Genomic DNA, 18,835 nt, shown 5'->3' with positions numbered 1-18,835 from the left:
GTGAAATTATATCTAGGTAGTAATAAACCAACTATTTTTTAAGCGGCGATGCAGGTGCCGAATTGGTCGTATTTACCTTTTGCAGCAATGAATTATCTACACTAGTGCCGCCACCTTTTAAAAACAAGGTAGAGGTAAGTGCCAATACTGCAATGATGCCAGCAAACATCCAAGTGCCTTTTTCCAAAACATCGGTTGTTTGTTTCACGCCCATTACATTATTGTTTAGGCCGCCCACAGTACCAGAAAGCCCGCCACCCTTGGGGTTTTGAACCAATACTACAAAGCCTAAACCTACACAGGCTATAACGATTAAAATTAAAAATAAGTAAACCATAAAAATTAAATTCCTTTTAGTTGTTGAATCTTGTTTGCAAAATAAGTGGATTTAGCAGGATCTAAAAAACTTAATTTGATATATAGCTGAATTGCCTTGTTTACTTTGCCTTGTTTGATGAAAACATCGGCCATTGTTTCGGTAACAATTTCCTTTGCCTCAATAGAAGTCCTGGCAATATTCTCAATTGCTTTTTCCAATTCTGGGTCTGTACCCAAGTCCTGTGGGTTAGGGTCTGTCTTTTTTAATTGTTTCAACCACTCTGTAAAACGCCTCATTTGCAAAGTCAGCTTGTCCTGTGGCTGTTTTGTCAAGTCTATTTTAATGCCTAGTGAAGCAAAATAATCTATCGTGTGCAAACGCTCGTTTTCAAATTCTAATTTAGCATTTTCTTCTACTGGCTTTTTAAAGTCAGCCATCTGGGTGGAGATAAGGGAAGACAAATTACTATTGAATTCTTCTGCAGGCACTTCTGTATTGTCTGCCTCAGCCTCTTTTTCATGTTCTTTTTGATATGCTTCACTAATAGATACCGTGTCGTTTAAATCAGCACCCGCACTTCTTTTTTCTTCAAAGCCTTTAAAAGAATAAGAAGGTATATTGTGCCTTGGTAATTCATCTTCTTTTATTGTTGGCAACGGCTCTACAATAGGTTGTGGGGCTATATTAGGTGTTGCCTCAATAACAGGGGTTTGTTCCGTAGGTTTAGTTGTTTCCTGCTTGTCTTCTATGTCATGTACTTCTGGTCTAGGCTTGCTAACATAAATAGATGGTTCTTCTTCTTTTGGGGCAGGGAAAGCTTCATCTGAAAATGCAGCTAAAATAGAGGCCGCTGTTGTTCTTTTCGTTTTAAGTGCCTCGTCCAAAAAAGAAGTATCAATCCTGGAAGGTGCTGGCGTGCCTATTTCATCGTACAACTTGCTTTCTGCTATGTCCATCAATGATTGGCTTTCCGAAGCTGCAGAAACTGGCTCATCATGCAGCTTGCTTTCTGCAATATCTATCAACGAAGGCCTTTCTATTGAAGATGCATCATTCACAATCAATGCATCCACATCGCCTGAATGCTGCAATATGGCTGGCAACTCCATGGAAGGAGCAGTACTATTTACTGCTTCATAAATATCCTCTTTTATTTCTTGCTGCTTATTTTCAACAAATGGCTTTTCCGGCAAGGAGGCCTTTTCTACTTTTGGTAAAACAATGGCAATTGGCTCATTTAAGATACTGTTTTCTTCCTTAGCAATAGGCTGAGCTCCAAGCCCCCTGCTATCCAGCATTTGCCTTACAGCTTCCAGTGTGGGTATCTCAATTTTACTATTTGAAGCTACGCCTTCATTCCGTGATACACTGGCATCTCCGTCATAACCGTAAACAGGCAAGTGCGTATTATTCTCCACACCTAGTTGCGTATGGTCAATGGGTGCGGGGTAAGCATTGGATCCAAGCAGGGAAATTGGGTAAATATCTTCTTCTACAATAGGTTTCAACTCTTTTGTTACTACATCTTCCTCACTTAACAGTGGGGAATCTACTTCCCTTTCGCTCAATTGGTAATTGAGCCAAAGCTGGTTGCTAAAATACAGCGACACTTTTTGCAGTTGGTACTGGTAGTTGTAGCTATTGTCTTGCTTTTGCTTTAGTGCCAACACAAACTGGGCAGGTGAAAAATAAGGGTACTCTTTTACAATTGCCGAAATATCGTCAACGTTTGTGCCTGCCAGTTGCTTGCCGCCTGTGATATAATGTAAAATTTGTTCTGCTGCCATGTTACAAATAAGAATACAACTTTGTTACCAATTTGAAAATATATGATTAAAAATTTCATCCGTTACCTGCTGAACAATATCAGTTAGTAAGGATGTCTCGGCTTGTTGCAAGGATAAATTGGCAGAAAAATCGAAACTGCGGCTAATATCAAACTCATCCGTCTTATTGTCAACTGTATTTTTAACTATCAAATGCACGCCTACAGTAAGACGGTTTCCTGTTGACTGGGTAGACGAAATAGAAACAGTGGTAACAGAATAATCTGAAACATAACCGCTTACCTGCAAATTTGCATCATCGTTATTAGTCCTAATCAACTTCGTTTGGCTTACAATTTTTTGTTGCAGCTTGTCCGTGAGTTTAGGGCTTAGTTGGGGGTTGATGTACCGGGCTTTATTTTCAAAGAAACCAATCTTTATGGTTTTAATCTTTGCATAATCGATAGACACGTCTTTAAACGAATAAACCCCACAACCAACAGAACTAATAACAATTAAAATTGATAAAGTTAAGGAAATTATATATATACTTACTTTTTTAGCCATAAAAGTTCAATTGATAATTGACAATTAAGAATTGATAGTTGATAATTGACAGTTGATAATTTTATATGCTTAATTACATCCGTGATAAAAATCATCAATTATCAATTGTAAATTATCACTTAATTAAAGGTCGTCAATATCGTATTCTTTCAATTTCCTATACAATGTCCTTTCGCTTATGCCTAAATCAATACTGGCATCTTTCCTTTTGCCTTTGTGCTTTTTCAGTGCTTTAATAATCAATTCTTTTTCAATCACCATTATGTTCAGCGATTCTTCTATTTCCTCGTGCTGTATATCGTCCTCGTGCAGCAAAACTGGCTGGCTAAGCGATGAAGGTATGTAACCAGGATGGTGCATCACTGGCTGTGCCTTGGGCTGGGCATAAGTAGGTTGCTGCATGTCATTATTGCCATTGGGGTGGAAATCGCCCATCAGGCTTTCTTTGGTAAAGTCGGCTGCAGAGCCTGCCAACGATGGGTTCTGGAGTATTTCCAAAAACATCTTTTTCAGCTCGGTTACATCCTTTTTCATATCGAAAAACAATTTGTACAGTATCTCCCGCTCATTGGCAAATTCGCCTTGCGGGGCAGCATCGCTGGCCAGCATCGGCATCCTGCTTACAATCTTCTCGGGCAAAAACTTCCTGAGCGCTGGCTCGGTAAGCATGTTGCTGGTACTCAACACAGATATTTGCTCGGCAAGGTTTTTTAGCTCACGCACATTACCGGGGAAGGGGTAATTAACAAGCAATGCCCTTGCACTATCGTCCAGTTGAACAGGGGTTGTTTTATATCGCTCCGCAAAGTCCACCACAAACTTCCTGAACAGTAAAATAATATCTTCCTGCCTGTCTCGCAAAGCTGGCACACGGATAGGCACGGTGCTAAGCCTATAATACAAATCCTGGCGGAATTTTCCTTTTTCAGCAAATTCCAACAATTCCCTGTTGGTGGCCGCTATTACACGTACATCTGTTTTTTGAACTTTAGAAGAACCCACCCGTATGAATTCACCCGTCTCCAGTACACGCAGCAAACGTGCTTGTGTGCCTAGCGGCATCTCCCCTATTTCATCCAGAAAGATAGTACCACCGCTTACCGTTTCAAAATAGCCTTTACGGCTATCCACGGCACCAGTAAACGCCCCTTTCTCATGGCCAAACAATTCACTGTCTATCGTGCCTTCTGGTATGGCACCACAGTTCAGGGCTATAAAAGCATTGTGCTTGCGGGAAGACGTAGAGTGTATTATCTGCGAAATAACTTCCTTACCTACCCCGCTCTCCCCTACTATCAATACCGTTAAATCTGTGGCAGCAACTTGCACCGCTGTATTGAGCGCATGGTTCAGTGCAGGCGAGTTGCCAATAATGCCAAACCTATTTTTTATACTTTGTAAATCCATCTTTATTCCAATTCTAAGGTATATTTCAATTTTTTGTCAATTACTTTTAAATCTTCTATCCCATATTCATATTCATCATCTGCAAATAAAAAATCGAATCATAATTCATAATTAAACAACTATTTCCCCAAGCAACGTAGCCCTCGTGCAATCTTTTATTTTTACCCATACATAATCGCCTTTTTTAAAAGGGGTTTCATTTTTGGGGAATACCACTGATTTGTTTTGCTCAGTCCTGCCTGTCCAGTCAAACTCACTTTTTTTGCTATTGCCTTCCAAAAGTACCTTGAAGGTTTTTCCAATATCGTTCAAATTGCCCTGGGTAGATAATTTGCCCTGCATGTCTACTATTTCCTGCAAACGGCGTTTTTTTACGTCCAAAGGCACATCGTCTTCAAAGCGTTTGGCGGCCAAAGTGCCAGGCCTCTCGCTATAGAAATACATATAGCTCATTTCGTAGCCGGAGTGTTCCATGGCAGACAAAGTATCCTGATGGTCTTCCTCTGTTTCGGTACAAAACCCGGTAATAATATCTGCCGTGATGGTGCATTCTGGCAATAATTCCCTTATCCTGTCCACCTTGGCCAAATACCATTCCCTTGTGTACGTCCTGTTCATCAGTTGCAGTACACGGGTGCTGCCACTTTGCAATGGCAGGTGGATGTGCTTGCACACATTTTCATACTTACGCATTACCAACAATACATCGTCTGTAATGTCTTTAGGGTGCGAAGTGCTGAAACGGATGCGCAATTCTGGGTTTATCAATGCTACTTTTTCCAACAAATCGGCAAAAGTTACAGCATAGGCTTTTGCATCGTCGTACCAATAGTAGCTATCCACGTTTTGCCCAAGCAGGGTTATTTCTTTGTAGCCTTTGCTGAACAAATTGGTTGCCTCGGCAATAATGGAAAAAGTATCCCTGCTTCGCTCCCTGCCCCTTGTAAAAGGCACAACGCAAAAACTGCACATATTGTTGCAGCCCCGCATGATAGAAACAAAGGCACTTACGCCATTACTATCCAGCCTTACTGGCGAAATATCAGCGTATGTTTCTTCCCGGCTTAGCAGCACGTTCACTGCTTTTTGGCCACTTTCAGCCATTTCTATCAATGCTGGCAGGCTGCGGTAGCTGTCGGGCCCAATAACTATGTCCACAAGTTTTTCTTCTTCCAGCAGTTTAGTTTTCAGCCTTTCTGCCATGCAGCCTAGCACCCCAACCAATACCTCTTTGTTGGCTTCTTTCAGTTTCCTAAATTCCGTAAGCCGTTTACGCACAGTGGCTTCTGCTTTTTCACGGATAGAGCAGGTATTTACAAAAATCAGGTCGGCTTCTTCTAAGTTTTTAGTGGCGCCGTACCCATTGGCATTCAGGATAGAGGCAACAATTTCCGTGTCGCTAAAGTTCATGGCACAGCCATAACTTTCTATGTAAAAATATTTTTTGAACCCGAAAAATTCACTGCCTATCGGGGCATAAGCTTCGCCCTGCCTGGCACTATTGTGAATATTGCTTTCTATTTCTAATAACTCCATCAACTGTAAAAAATTAAGGATGCAAAAATAAAGGAAATAATGACAGTTTGGCAGATTAATTAGTTAAAGAAGATAGTTAGGGATAAGCACTAAAAAAGGCTGCCTTTTTGAGGCAACCTTTTGCTAATTTTAAGAGGTTCCGAGCGGATTCGAACCGCTGTAGGAGCTTTTGCAGAGCTCTGCCTAGCCACTCGGCCACAGAACCTTTTTTTGATAAGTTGCAAAAATAAAGGAAGAAATTGAAAGATGAAGCTATAAATTTGAATTCTAAACAAAATTTATGCAAAGAATAGAAGAAAGTGAGTTAATTATCAACAGCAGGGGGGCTCTTTACCATATAGATTTGAGGCCAGAGGAAATGGCAGATACCATTATTACCGTTGGCGACCCAGACCGGGTAAAGGTTGTAAGCAAGCATTTTGACACCGTAGAAGTAAGGCAGCAGCACCGTGAGTTTGTATCGCATACAGGTTTTATAGGCAAAAAAAGGATAACTGTTGTTTCTACAGGCATAGGGCCCGATAATGTGGACATAGTGCTGAACGAAATAGATGCCTTGGCAAATATTGACTTGGAAACCCGTACTATAAAGCCTGTGCTTACACAATTGAACATCATCAGGCTGGGCACATCTGGTTCTCTGCAGGCAGAGATACCCGTGGATAGTTTTGTGGCAGGCACACACGGTATTGGCCTAGACAACCTGATGCACTTTTACCGCATGGAAAATACAGACGAGGAGCAGCAGCTATGCCACCATTTTATCAACCATACACAATTGACCGGCACTATTACTCCATACATGGTTACTGCTAGTGCTGCATTGCTAAAAAACTTTGTTGATGGCTACAACCATGGCATCACTGTTACCTGCCCAGGTTTTTATGGGCCACAAGGCAGGGTATTGCGCATGGGGCTGGCAAACCCTACCTTGATTGACCATTTAACCAGTTTTAGGTTTGGCAACAAGTTCATCAGTAATTTTGAAATGGAAACAAGTGCCTTGTACGGCATGAGCAAAGTTTTAGGGCATCATTGCCTAAGCTTAAACGCCATCGTGGCCAACAGGGTAAGCAAGCAATTCAGCAAGGATGGCGGATTGGCTGTGGAAAATTTAATAAAGAAGTCATTGGAGATAATTGAAGGAATTTGATTAAAAAAACAAGAAAATGGAATTAATTTTTTATAAATACCAGGGTACAGGAAACGATTTTATCATCATGGACAACAGGGGTGGCGACATAACCCTTGCTACCAAGCAGGTAAAGGATTTGTGCGACCGCAAGTTTGGCATTGGGGCTGATGGGCTAATGCTGCTGCAAACGATAGACGGCTACGATTTTGAGATGAAGTATTACAATGCAGACGGCCGCGAAAGCAGCATGTGCGGTAATGGCGGCAGGTGCCTTACCCAATTTGCTTTTGATAATGGCATACAAAAAGAAAAATATGTTTTCTTGGCCGTTGATGGTCCCCATGAAGCTTTTTTTAGCGATGGGTGGGTACACTTGAAAATGAAAGACGTTGAAAAGGTAGAAAATGTTGAAGGGGACTATGTTTTAAATACGGGCAGCCCACATTTTGTAAAGCAAGTAATGAACGTTATGAGCATGGATGTGTATGCAAAAGGGCATGAAATAAGGTATAGCGACGACTTTAAAGCAGAAGGCATCAATGTGAATTTTGTAGAGATAAAAGACGAGGATGAAATAATTGTACGCACTTACGAGCGGGGCGTAGAAAACGAGACCCTTAGCTGCGGCACTGGGGTAACGGCATCTGCATTGATATTTGCCCACAACGACCTTGGCTTTAACCGTGTTGAAGTTAGTACCCCTGGCGGCAAACTTGCCGTTGAATTTGACAAAAAAGGCGAAGGTATTTTTGAAAACATTTGGCTCTGCGGCCCTGCAACCTTTGTTTTTAAAGGATTGGTGAATGTAAATTGAGGATAAAATCGACGGGTTGTCGCCTATATTGCAAATATTTTACTTTTTTGCCTGCTCTATTACTGCGTTGTTCAAGCGTACATATTCATCCGTTTTCATGGCAGCAGCCAATTTTGCTCCTTCCTGTGCTGTGGCAATAGCGGCAGCTTTGTCACCTTTTTTCAATAACACACGGGCTTTCCATAGCTTAGGAATAAATGGCGGGAAATTTTTGTCTTTTTCCAGTTCAGTAGCCCAAAGCAATGCTTTATCCATGTCTTTATTGTTGTTGTAATAATATACCAACGCATCATAATAAGGTTTTTTAGCAGTGTTCATGGCAGAATCTATCCGTGCCATTACTTTAGCATCAATATCAGTAGTCATGTGGATAGTGAAGCCGCTGTGTTCCCACATCATTTGCAAGTTACAAGTGGTGGTAGCAACATCAGTAAAGGCAAGGGTCATTGTTTCTGTGAGTGCTGCTAGATGCTCTGCTTTTACTTTGAAACGCAAATAATCATCGGCATCTTTATACGCATAAGAACCCCATTGTTTAGGCTTTTTGCTAATGATGATTGTCCACTCGTTTTCGCCCGGTATGCTAAACAGGCCATATTCGCCTGCTGGTATATTTTTACCTTCCATCGTTACGTCATCAGTAAAAGTGATGATGGTGGCAGCATTAGCACCCGTGCGCCAAACTTTGCCATAAGGCTCCATGCCCCCAAATATCTTGCGACCTTTTACATTGGGACGGGAGTAAACAAGGTTTATTTTACCAAGCCCAAAATCCTGCACAATGCTTTGTGTAGAGCTGGGCTGCGGCGTTATCTGGGCATGGGTATTTACAAGGGAAAATACTGTTATTGTAAGAATAGTGATAACTAACTTTTTCATGTATAATCAAGTTTATGCGGCTAAGGTATTTAATGTTGGAAAAGTATTTAAATTATTTTTCTGCCTTCGCTGAAATCTCCGCCTATGTTTATAGCCTCACACAAACCCTTTTGGGCAGAGGAAATGGAAGAACTGGGCGAAGGTTTGAAATGGCTTTTTTCTCCTTTTTCCGTTATTTATTTTTTTTAGAGTCTATCTTTTAGCTTGTAACTCATTGTTATTCAACTGTTTTTTGTTTTTCAAGCCTGATTTTTTATGATAATTTAAGTGAATTTTATGATAATGTATTGATAATAGAATGATAGTTTTATTATAACAGAATGATAATTTATTGATAAGAAACTGATAAGATTTTGATGGTGGATTATCATTTTCCTAGGCCAACTAAAATCCGATGTAGGAGGCAATGCCAAGATATCCCTAGCTCCTCCTTTAACCCAGATTTAATGCAAAGTTGGCATGAATATGTATAAAGCCCAAAATAAAAATCCTATATGGGGGAAATATTCGCCCATGGGTATCCAAAACTTCCCCCATATAGGTTGTTTGTTGAACCGCAAACACCAAGGGCTTTCTTATGCAAATAAGATTAAATATCGCCTGTTTCTGCCAAATAGGAAACAAAAAAAACGACATTTTTAAATGCACCCCACAAAATACCTTGTTGAAACATTTATTTTTGGGATTTTTTTTTACAACATCGCTTGAACCCAGATTTTGCAGTTGAAATCTATTGCAAGACTCAACTACTTCAAACACAAGCATTTGCTTGATTTTTTGGCCTTGCCATAGTACACTATGTTTTCGACCAAAAATTCGGCTCAAATACTTGTATTTATTGCATTTGAGCCTTTCATAACGAAGTCAACTGCATAATCCGGGTTGAATAAGGCGCGAAAACAAAGGCCTATACAACTTGCATCAAAGGTTTCTTTCTTCTTCGCTGCCCCCAAATTTCGCCTTTGTGTTTTCTGGGTATTTCGTTCCCCAATAATTTGCTCAATGATTTTAATTCTGGAACGCTATCAAAAATAATTTTCAGCACGCCAATGAATGGTATGGACAAAAACATGCCAGATAACCCCCACGCCGATCCGCCGAGCAAAACAATAACGATAGAAATCAATGCATTGATTTTTACTTGTGCAGAAACCACATAAGGCACTATAAAATGATTGTCTATAAACTGGATAATGGTATAGGAAACGATAATACCTATTTGCGTACCATAGCCATCTTTGGTAATAGTGGCTATAACCAACGGCAGGAAAACACCGAGAATGCCCCCAACAAATGGGAGTATATTTAATATTGCCCCGATAACACCTAAAAGAATGGCGTATTTTATCCCGAATATAAATAGGGTTATGGAATTTAAACTGGCAATAATGGCCGCTTCTATTATAATGCCCATCATATAATTTTGTATAGCACCCTTTGTTTTGGCTAGTACAGAGGTTACTTCTTGATAATTTTGCTCGGCTGAAGTTTCATATAAAAAATTTAGCAAGAGCGATTTGTAATACAAAAAAAGAAAAGTATAAACAGGTACTAAAAAAATAACAGCAATCGAGCCAACAACATTGCCCAATGTCCTTTCTATATATGGCTTTAATTCTGATATGCCATTATTTATATAAGCTTCTTGTTTTGCTAATGGCATATTAAAATGTATTGCTGCATATTGCTGGCAATGCAAAAACATTTCCGCAAATTTCTTTTTTAATAAAGGCATTTGGCTAGCAAACCCATTTATTTGGATTGTAAGAAAATAGGCCACACCCGTAATCACTACAATAGCAAGTATCACCGAAACGGCAATTGCCCCAACCTTGGGCAATAAATTCCTTTCCAACCAGTTGCAAACAGGGTTTAGTAAAATAGCGATCAGCAATGAAAATGCGATGGGTATCAATATCTCCCTAAGGTTTACCATTATGAAAGCAAAAAGAATCAGCCCAAAAAGGATAATGGTCGATTTTAAATAAAAAGGAAGCTTCATCATGTTTAATAAACAGTTTATGCAGCAATAAATTCAAATAATAAGCCAAAATTTAAAGCACCCTATTTTATTATTTCAGCTTGGCTGGCTATCGTTGTTGGGTATGGTTTATAAAGTGCCCCTGGTCTGGCACTATTGAGTACTATGATTCATCGTGGAGACGCTGCATGCAACGTCTGCACGGAGGAACGCCCCCGTGCAAATTTTAACCCAGATATTACAGTTAAAATCTGTTGCAAGCCCCAACTACTTCAAACACATGCACTTGCTTGAACCCGGGTTTTGCAGTTGAAATCTATTGCAAGCCCCAATTACTTCAAACACAAGCATTTGCTTGATTTTTTGGCCTAGTCATAGTACACTATGTTTTCGACCAAAAATTCGGCTCAAATACTTGTATTTATTGCATTTGAGCCTTTCATAACGAAGTCAACTGCATAATCCGGGTTGAATTTTTGGCTTTACCATAGTTTACTATGTTTTCAGCCAAAAAATCGGCTCAAACGCTTGTCTTTATTGAATTTGAGTCTTTCATAACGAAGTCAACTGCAAAATCTGTGTTTAACCCTTTTTTAATCCATTTCCCCAAATCCATTTTTCTGCTTTATCTTGCACGGCTACAAATACATTCTTAGTGCCGTATATGAAAATAAAAATACACCTTCTAGGTTTATTGCTCCTTGCTTTCATAAGCGGAACATTATCTGCGCAGCAAAATTTAAAATTATTGCACGAAGGCTTGGAAACAGGCGAAAAAAAAGCCTATCTATATGCAAATGTGCTTTTGCTTTCAGGTTCATGGAACTTTAATGACGCATTGATTGGACAAACGCCTTTTGACAAAAAAAATGGCACCAAATCAATCCGCATCAAGCAGGAGGGTACGGTTACCATGAATTTTGATTTTAGTGCAGGGGCTACTAAATTAATATCGCTTGTCCATGCACGATATGGAAATGATGCCCCAAGCATTTGGGCATTATATGCTTCCACGGACAAGGGCGTTAGCTGGCAGCGTGTTGGCGACAGCATTGTTACAAAAGATACCCATTTCACCATGGTTACTTTTATCAAGTCGTACCCCGGCAGTATCCGTTTTCAAATTAGGAAACTGGGTGGCGGGCGGTTAAACATTGACGACATAGCCATAACGGCCAATGGCAAAGCAGGTACTACAAGCGGCTATACTACGTTTGGGACAAATGACTGTGGATGTACCGTTGGTGCCAACCCGAACGACACGATACCCACAAGGGACAATAACTTGGCAATGGGCAACCCCAGCAATGCCACTACCAATACAACAGACTCCAACAATTATTTGCTTACAAAATCGCAATACACCGTATCGTACAACAATAGCAAAGGGGAACCCAACTGGTCTAGCTGGCACCTAAGCAGTGCTTGGAAAGGGAGTTCTGCAAGGTGCGATTGTTTCAATTCAGATTCAACCCTGCCAAGCGGTTATTATAAGGCAGTAACAAGCCACTATACAAATTCAGGCTTTGACAGGGGGCATCTTTGCCCGTCGGAAGATAGGGATGGCAGCGACAGTGACAACAGGGCAACTTTTGTAATGACCAACATAACGCCACAAGCCCCTATATTAAATGAACAAACGTGGGCAAGTTTTGAAACCTATTGCCGCACATTAATGACCGCAGGCAATGAATTATACATTATTGCAGGGGGGTATGGCACTGGTGGCTATGGCAGCAATGGAGGCGATAGCCTTACCATTAATAATGGTAAAATAAATGTATATGCCCATTATTGGAAAGTAGCCGTGGTCCTGCCTGTGGGCATAAATGACGTAAGCCGCATAACCACCAGCACCCGTGTGATAGCCATAGACATACCCAATAACCAAACTGTAAATGCACAGACCTGGGGCTATTACAGGGTATCGGTAGATTCGATAGAAGCTGCAACAGGCTTCGACTTTTTATCTAATGTTTCTACAAGCGTACAAACTGTAATTGAAGCATCGGTAGATAGTGGGCCGACGCAGTAGTGCCTATGTGGTGAATAACAAAAAACAACTACCAAAACTCAAGCTTTCCGTAAATTTGTATCATGGCATTTCAATTACATGCACCTTATGAACCCTCTGGCGACCAGCCCGGTGCCATACGCCAACTGGTGAATGGCATTGAAGAAGGCGAACAATACCAAACTTTACTGGGTGTTACAGGCAGTGGCAAAACATTTACAATGGCCAATGTAATTGCATCCACGCAACGCCCTACGTTGGTGCTTACGCATAACAAGACCCTAGTGGCACAGTTGTACGGCGAGTTCAAACAATTTTTCCCTGACAATGCGGTCGGCTATTTCGTAAGCTATTACGACTACTACCAACCGGAAGCATACATGCCCACCAGCGATACTTACATAGAAAAAGACCTGAGCATTAATGAAGAGTTAGACAAACTCCGCCTTCAAGCCACAAGCGAACTGCTAAGTGGCAGGAGGGACATTATAGTTGTGGCCAGCGTAAGCTGCATTTATGGCATGGGCAACCCTACCGAATTTGCGAATGGTGTTATCAGGATCAATAAGGGACAAATAATTTCCCGCCAAGGTTTCCTGCACGCCTTAGTAAACAGCTTGTACCAGCGTAGTCAAGGCGATTTTGGTAGGGGTACATTTCGGGTAAAGGGCGACACCGTGGACATTAACCTGCCATATCTGGATATTGCTTATCGGGTAACTTTTTTTGGCGATGAAATAGAAGAAATAGAAAGCTTGGAAAAAGCTACCAGCAAACGGATTGGCGTATTGGAAAATGCCGCCATTTTCCCTGCAAACCTATACTTGGCACCTAAGGACATTATGCAGCAGGTAATCAACGAGATACAAGACGAAATGATGGCGCAGGTAGAATATTTCAAAACCAGCGGTAAATTCATAGAAGCACAGCGGATAAAAGAAAGGGTGGAATATGATTTGGAAATGGTGCGTGAACTTGGTTATTGCAATGGTATTGAAAACTATTCACGTTTTTTTGATAGGCGTGAACCAGGCACAAGGCCATTCTGCCTGTTGGATTATTTCCCTAAGGATTTTATTTGCATGATTGACGAAAGCCACCAAACTATACCTCAAATTGCTGGCATGTATGGCGGGGACAGGAGCCGGAAAATGGTATTAGTTGACTATGGTTTCCGATTGCCCAGTGCAATGGATAACAGGCCACTAAACTTTGGCGAATTTGAAAACCTGATTGGACAAACGGTATTTGTAAGTGCGACGCCCGGCGAATACGAACTGCAACAAACAGGTGGCGTAGTGGTAGAACAAGTGGTACGCCCAACTGGCTTGCTAGAGCCACCCATAGAAGTAAGGCCATCTGTAAACCAGATAGACGATTTACTGGACGAAATAGACAAGACCGTGAAAAAAGGCGACCGTGTGCTGGTAACCACCCTTACCAAAAGGATGGCAGAGGAAATGGACAAGTACTTAGGCCGGATCAAGATTAAGTCGAAGTACATACACAGCGACGTGGACACGCTGGAAAGGATAGAAATACTTAGGGAGTTGCGGTTGGGTGAGATAGATGTGCTTGTAGGGGTAAACTTACTAAGGGAAGGGTTAGACTTGCCGGAAGTGGCTTTGGTAGCTATTTTAGATGCGGACAAAGAAGGCTTTTTGCGGAATGAACGTTCACTCACGCAAACAGCAGGCCGTGCAGCTAGGAACGTAGATGGCAAGGTGATTTTTTATGCCGATAACATGACCATGAGCATGCAGCGCACCATTGACGAAACCAACCGCCGCCGAGAAAAGCAGGTAGCCTACAACATCGAGCATAATATTACCCCTACCACGGTAAACAAAAGCATAGACCAGATTATGAAACAAACGTCTGTGCTGGACATAAAAGGCTTTGACCCGAGCAAGCCCTATGCTATTGCCGAGGATGCACCACTAAGCATGGCAGCAGAGGACTTTGCCGTGTATAAAACCATCCCTCAAGTAGAGAAAACAATAGCCCAAACAAAGAAACAAATGGAAAAAGCCGCCCGAGACCTAGATTTCATGGAAGCGGCCAGGCTAAGGGATGAGATGTTTAAATTGCAGAAGGAATTGGAGGAGATGAAGTAGGTCAGTAGAATATATTATTCCCTCCTATGGTATCTTTCATTCTTTGAAGCAATATTAAAGAATCCGGAGTATTTTTTAATACGATTGAATCTTGGCCGTTTAACCTAAAATAGGCAGAATCGCAATATTCAGCATGTGAGGTAGCACTATAAATTGTTCTGTTTGCTGGCTTATATGTCTTTTTATATCGTGTAATCCAAATGCCACATGTATAATTACAATCTATCTGCACGGCAGTAGGCATCTGGCATTTAGCTTGTTTGTAGCTAGACTTAAGATGATGCTGAACCGCATCTGGTCTATACCAACAATAAACTGGCTCATTACAATCCAAGCACAAATAGTCGCAAGAATCTAAATTCCATGTAGTTTGACCTGCATAAACCCCGCAGTCAGAGCAATGGATTAGTTCTGTTTCTGTTTTGCCACACACTTCATTCAAAGGACTACCATTTGCATCAATCAACTGCCAGCAATGCTTTTGGTCGCTAGCTTATTTAGAACACCCAGCTAAGCCAAGTACACAAATAATAGCTAGTATTTTTTTCATGTTTCGGGTATGTTATTAGCAAATATAATAGCTCTAATTCAATTTTTTGAAACAATCAAAGGAGAAATCTTTTGAATTGCATATATACTCGTTTATCGACAAATGACCCAAAAAATGAAAATAAGTATGCAGACATAATTAAGTTAATACTATTTATTTTAGAGACCTCACCCCAACCCCTCTCCGAAGGAGAGGGGCAAGAACGAAATCCTCTTAGAACTATATTAAGATAATTATGGCTTATTACTTAGTACAAAACAATTATACGTTTTTTAGTCTTATCCCTTGTCTACCATCTATATATAAGACCCGACACATGGCTATATAAAATTCTATTTTATTGAAATATATTAGCCAGATTGTAGGTTATTTTTAAGTTTTTTATTTTTTTTATGTACAACACCATTAATTTGCTTAACTTAACATAGGATTTCTATTCCTTGCTAAGTAAAAAAACAGGTTACAACAACTACATTTTTTTCACTCAAAGTATCATAAGGATAAAGATAAGAGCAGTAATGAATGTAAGTACTTCAGAAAAAAAATGGTTTGCCCTTTATACAAAGCCACGCTGGGAAAAAAAGGTACATGAGGGCTTACTAAAACGTGGTGTTGATAGCTGGTGTCCCGTGCAGCGGATTGAAAAACAATGGACAGACCGAAAAAAAATAATCGAGGAACCGCTTTTCAGGTCGTATGTTTTTGTAAATATTGATTTTGAACCGCAAAGGTTGAAGGTGCTTCAAACAGATGGCGTACTAAATTTTGTGCATTACCTCGGCAAGCCTGCCATCATAAAAGATGAAGAAATAGATACTATAAAACGTTACCTTTCTGAAATAGATGCTAAGGTAGAATTGCGGACCTTGCAAGGCTTTAGAACTGATACCAAAGTAAAAATAACACAGGGCGTTTTTATGGACAAGGAAGGCACTGTGCTAAGGGAAGGCAGGAAAAAAGTATATGTGCAACTGCAAAGCCTAGGGCAAGTAATGGTGGTAGAGTTTTCGGTGGCACATCTGGAGCAAATTGGGTAATTGGATGTGAAAAAATGAGTAAAAAAGTTGTTTGCATAAATGAGGGATGTGCTAATCTTAATATGGTTACAAACTTGATAAAGGTTTATTAAAAATAAAAAAGTTGGTAAGTACTAGGTATTTTTTTGCCACAAAGCCATGAATTTCTTTTTTTTATTACCTTAAAACTTTGTGCCTCTTTGTGTTTTCTTGCCTTCGTGGCTAATTGCTTCAACTTGCATCTGAGTAGGAAGATTTCCTTACTTGCAGCCCCTTTACTACACTTGATTAGACAATGGATAAAATAAAATTTGGCATTATCGGTTGTGGCAGGATTGCAGCACGCCATGCAAAGCATATAGGCCGCTTAGGCATATTGGTGGCCGTTTGCGATACAATAGCAGAAAAAGCCCATCAACTAGCAGTAACACACAATGCCAAGGCCTATACTGCCATAGAAGATTTGTTAAGCAACGAAGAAAGCATCGATGTTATAGCAATATGCACCCCTAATGGCCTTCATGCAGCCCACAGTATCCAGGCATTGCAAGTTGGTTTTCATGTATTGGTAGAAAAACCCATGGCTATTACCGTGCAGGATTGCGAAGCCATGATAGCTGCTGCTGCAAGTACCAATAAATTTTTATTTGCCATCAAGCAGAACAGGTTCAACCCACCCGTTGCCGCCGTTAAAGAAGCCATAGACAAAGGCATATTGGGGAAAATATACAGCCTTCAGTTAAGCTGTTTTTGGAATAGGGACGAAGCGTATTATCAAAACAGTTGGAAAGGCACAAAAGACATGGATGGCGGCACATTGTTTACACAGTTCAGCCATTTTATAGATTTATTGTATTGGATGAATGGGGACGTGAAAAAAGTTTTTGCCCTCACGGGCAATTTTGCCCACAAAGGAGTAATTGATTTTGAGGACACAGGAGTAGTAGCAATGGAATTTTGTAATGGTTCTATCGGCACTATAAATTACACGGTTAATAGCCACCAGCAAAACATGGAGGGTTCCCTTACCATTTTTGCAGAAAAAGGCACGGTAAAAATTGGCGGCCAATACCTTAATGAATTAGCCTATCAAAATATAGAAGGGTTTCAATTTGAAAACCTGCCCAAAGGAAACGATGCCAACAATTATGGCACTTATATTGGTAGTATGAGCAACCACGACAAGGTGTATGAAAATGTAATAGATGTTTTACAAAATGGGGCTATCATGGCTACTAGTGCTTTTGATGCCTTGAAAACTGTTGAGATTATCCATAAAATATACGATGCCGCCCATTGTTGATTGGGTAACTTTCCAAAAGTTGCCAAAATCTAACAGCAACATACTTCTAACCATTCTATTTTGTAGAACATCTTGCACACAATTTTTGTCTTTCATACCAAAAGTGTTATTTATTGCACCTGCTTTTGTCTATTTTACCCATTGGCACATATTTAGGAATATTACATGTAAAATATGAATTATGAAAAAGTATGCATTATCAATGGCAATTTTTGTTGCAGCAGTAATAGGCAATGCACAAGCACAATCAGAAGCAAGCGAATCTAAGTCAAATCCGGGAGGCATTTACCTAAGGGGTGGTTACAACCTCGCCAATATTTCAATAAATGACAATGGAGGCGTAAATGATGCCAAGGGGCTTAGCAGTTTCCATGCAGGTTTTATTGCAGATATACCAGTAGCTTCTATAGTTTCTGTACAAACAGGGTTGTTGCTCAATGGGCAGGGTGCAAAATCCAATACCTATTTTACCAGTAGCACAACAAGTAATTATGTAAAGTCTAGCTTCCGTCCCCTTTATTTGCAAGTGCCGCTAAACCTTGCAATTAAATTCCCATTAGCGCCAGATACAAGGCTATTTGTAGCAGGCGGCCCCTATGTTGAAATGGGGTTAAGTGGCAGGTCAACTTCCGAAACAAATATTGGAGGAGTTGTTACGAACTCCTCATCAGATATTAAGTACAACAACGACAATCCAACTACTTCAGCGCAGGAAGATGCTTCGTACGACAAGCTAAAAAGGTTTGATTTTGGTTTAAACTTCGGCGGGGGCATAGAATTCAAGAACTTTATGCTGGGTATTAACTATGGTTTAGGGCTTACAAAAATCAATTCAACCCAAACAAACAATAGTGCAAACGACAACAACAAATACCGTACATGGGGCATTGGTGTTGGGTTTAAAATATAATAGCTTATTTAAAACAACCACATCATCTTTGCTTTAATTAAAAGCACTCCATGCAATACAAGGAACTTTCAGTTGGTATAAAAGATGTCAGTTTTGGGGAGAACGTAACCATAGTTGAACCTGTAAATTTATATGGCTGCACCATAGGGCAAGATAGCTTTGTAGGCCCATTTACCGAAATACAGAAAGACGTAACAATAGGCAAACGCTGCCGCATACAATCGCACAGTTTTATCTGCGAGCTGGTAACCATTGGGGATAATTGTTTTATTGGCCATGGGGTAATGTTTATCAATGACTTATTTAGCACTGGCGAGCCCGCCAATGGGCAAAAAGAGCTTTGGAAACCAACCCACATTGGCAACCATGTATCCATTGGCAGCAATGCCACCATCCTTCCCGTAACTATTTGCGACAATGTAGTAATTGGTGCAGGTGCAGTGGTAACAAAAAATATTAAAAAGCCTGGTACTTATGCGGGTAACCCAGCAAAATTGATTACGCACCGCATAGTTAAATAG

At 40.5% G+C, this 18,835-nt stretch carries 16 protein-coding genes and 1 tRNA gene; 8 read left to right on the top strand and 9 right to left on the bottom strand.

Annotated features, from left to right (window positions below):
• Positions 1-31 precede the first annotated feature (31 nt).
• The 6 genes from secG to ACHFIY_RS08465 form a co-directional block, all read right to left on the bottom strand.
• On the bottom strand, positions 32-337 hold the full coding sequence (gene secG / locus ACHFIY_RS08490; RefSeq protein ID WP_410845649.1) for a preprotein translocase subunit SecG: 306 nt from the start codon (positions 335-337) through the stop codon (positions 32-34).
• Between the two features lie 5 nt (positions 338-342).
• The gene (locus ACHFIY_RS08485) at positions 343-2,106 is read right to left on the bottom strand and encodes a DUF8458 domain-containing protein (protein ID WP_410845648.1); all 1,764 of its coding nucleotides are present in this window, start codon (positions 2,104-2,106) and stop codon (positions 343-345) included.
• 24 nt (positions 2,107-2,130) lie between these two features.
• A complete protein-coding gene (lptE, locus tag ACHFIY_RS08480) occupies positions 2,131-2,652 on the bottom strand; it encodes an LPS assembly lipoprotein LptE (RefSeq protein ID WP_410845647.1) in 522 nt (173 codons plus the stop codon).
• Between the two features lie 123 nt (positions 2,653-2,775).
• Positions 2,776-4,059 carry a sigma-54 interaction domain-containing protein gene (locus tag ACHFIY_RS08475; RefSeq protein ID WP_410845646.1) on the bottom strand — a complete coding sequence of 428 codons (1,284 nt, stop codon included), beginning with the start codon at positions 4,057-4,059 and terminating at the stop codon, positions 2,776-2,778.
• Positions 4,060-4,170: 111 nt separating this feature from the next.
• Positions 4,171-5,595, bottom strand: coding sequence for a tRNA (N6-isopentenyl adenosine(37)-C2)-methylthiotransferase MiaB (gene miaB, locus ACHFIY_RS08470; protein WP_410845645.1), 1,425 nt, complete (start codon positions 5,593-5,595; stop codon positions 4,171-4,173).
• Between the two features lie 134 nt (positions 5,596-5,729).
• Positions 5,730-5,800, bottom strand: a tRNA-Cys gene (locus ACHFIY_RS08465).
• A gap of 75 nt (positions 5,801-5,875) precedes the next feature.
• Here ACHFIY_RS08465 and ACHFIY_RS08460 point away from each other — a divergent pair.
• Together ACHFIY_RS08460 and dapF are read left to right on the top strand one after the other, a co-directional pair.
• Positions 5,876-6,748, top strand: a complete 873-nt coding sequence (locus ACHFIY_RS08460; RefSeq protein ID WP_410845644.1) for a nucleoside phosphorylase — start codon at positions 5,876-5,878, stop codon at positions 6,746-6,748.
• Positions 6,749-6,764: 16 nt separating this feature from the next.
• A complete protein-coding gene (dapF, locus tag ACHFIY_RS08455) occupies positions 6,765-7,544 on the top strand; it encodes a diaminopimelate epimerase (RefSeq protein ID WP_410845643.1) in 780 nt (259 codons plus the stop codon).
• A gap of 39 nt (positions 7,545-7,583) precedes the next feature.
• Here the strand turns inward: dapF and ACHFIY_RS08450 are convergent, their stop codons facing one another.
• The 3 genes from ACHFIY_RS08450 to ACHFIY_RS08440 form a co-directional block, all read right to left on the bottom strand.
• Entirely contained in the window at positions 7,584-8,423 is an 840-nt protein-coding gene (locus tag ACHFIY_RS08450; protein ID WP_410845642.1) for a DUF2911 domain-containing protein, read from the bottom strand.
• Between the two features lie 432 nt (positions 8,424-8,855).
• A complete protein-coding gene (locus ACHFIY_RS08445) occupies positions 8,856-9,248 on the bottom strand; it encodes a hypothetical protein (RefSeq protein WP_410845641.1) in 393 nt (130 codons plus the stop codon).
• A gap of 82 nt (positions 9,249-9,330) precedes the next feature.
• Positions 9,331-10,428: an AI-2E family transporter gene (locus ACHFIY_RS08440; protein WP_410845640.1), complete on the bottom strand. Its 1,098-nt coding sequence runs from the start codon at positions 10,426-10,428 to the stop codon at positions 9,331-9,333.
• A 640-nt stretch (positions 10,429-11,068) separates the two neighbouring features.
• Between ACHFIY_RS08440 and ACHFIY_RS08435 the strand changes: the two genes are divergently transcribed.
• The 6 genes from ACHFIY_RS08435 (at position 11,069) to ACHFIY_RS08410 (ending at position 18,835) form a co-directional block, all read left to right on the top strand.
• On the top strand, positions 11,069-12,439 hold the full coding sequence (locus tag ACHFIY_RS08435) for a DNA/RNA non-specific endonuclease (RefSeq protein WP_410845639.1): 1,371 nt from the start codon (positions 11,069-11,071) through the stop codon (positions 12,437-12,439).
• 62 nt (positions 12,440-12,501) lie between these two features.
• On the top strand, positions 12,502-14,535 hold the full coding sequence (uvrB, locus tag ACHFIY_RS08430; RefSeq protein ID WP_410845638.1) for an excinuclease ABC subunit UvrB: 2,034 nt from the start codon (positions 12,502-12,504) through the stop codon (positions 14,533-14,535).
• A 1,068-nt stretch (positions 14,536-15,603) separates the two neighbouring features.
• On the top strand, positions 15,604-16,122 hold the full coding sequence (locus ACHFIY_RS08425; protein ID WP_410845637.1) for a UpxY family transcription antiterminator: 519 nt from the start codon (positions 15,604-15,606) through the stop codon (positions 16,120-16,122).
• Positions 16,123-16,396: 274 nt separating this feature from the next.
• A complete protein-coding gene (locus ACHFIY_RS08420) occupies positions 16,397-17,404 on the top strand; it encodes a Gfo/Idh/MocA family protein (RefSeq protein ID WP_410845636.1) in 1,008 nt (335 codons plus the stop codon).
• 181 nt (positions 17,405-17,585) lie between these two features.
• Positions 17,586-18,314, top strand: coding sequence for a porin family protein (locus ACHFIY_RS08415; RefSeq protein ID WP_410845635.1), 729 nt, complete (start codon positions 17,586-17,588; stop codon positions 18,312-18,314).
• Between the two features lie 50 nt (positions 18,315-18,364).
• On the top strand, positions 18,365-18,835 hold the full coding sequence (locus ACHFIY_RS08410) for an acyltransferase (RefSeq protein ID WP_410845634.1): 471 nt from the start codon (positions 18,365-18,367) through the stop codon (positions 18,833-18,835).

It is taken from the genome of Parasediminibacterium schistidii (genome assembly GCF_046546515.1).
Classification (GTDB): domain Bacteria; phylum Bacteroidota; class Bacteroidia; order Chitinophagales; family Chitinophagaceae; genus Parasediminibacterium.
The sequence above is the reverse complement of the archived record's forward strand: the minus strand, read 5'-3'. Positions and strand labels throughout refer to the sequence as shown.